The following is a 206-nucleotide window of genomic DNA, read 5'->3' as shown; positions in this document are numbered from 1 at the left end:
CGCCAAGAGAGAACGGCGACAAACGAGTCCTTTGAAAACTGAACAAAAGCCAAGCGTAAAAGAGATACAAGGTATCTCGTCAATGATAGTGAGCCACAACTTCGGTTGTGCAATGAGCTAATCGAACTTTTTAACGGAGAGTTTGATCCTGGCTCAGGACGAACGCTGGCGGCGTGCCTAATACATGCAAGTCGAGCGGAGTTTCA

Annotated in this window: 1 rRNA gene; it reads left to right on the top strand. The window is 47.6% G+C overall.

Annotated elements, in window-relative coordinates:
- Nucleotides 1–130: 130 nt before the first annotated feature.
- A 16S ribosomal RNA gene (locus CHH91_RS19985) occupies nucleotides 131–206 on the top strand; the annotation flags it as partial.

Source organism: Virgibacillus sp. 7505 (assembly GCF_002272135.1).
Taxonomy (GTDB): domain Bacteria; phylum Bacillota; class Bacilli; order Bacillales; family Amphibacillaceae; genus Terribacillus.
Note: the sequence above shows the minus strand (reverse complement) of the source record. Positions and strands in the feature narration are given on the sequence as shown.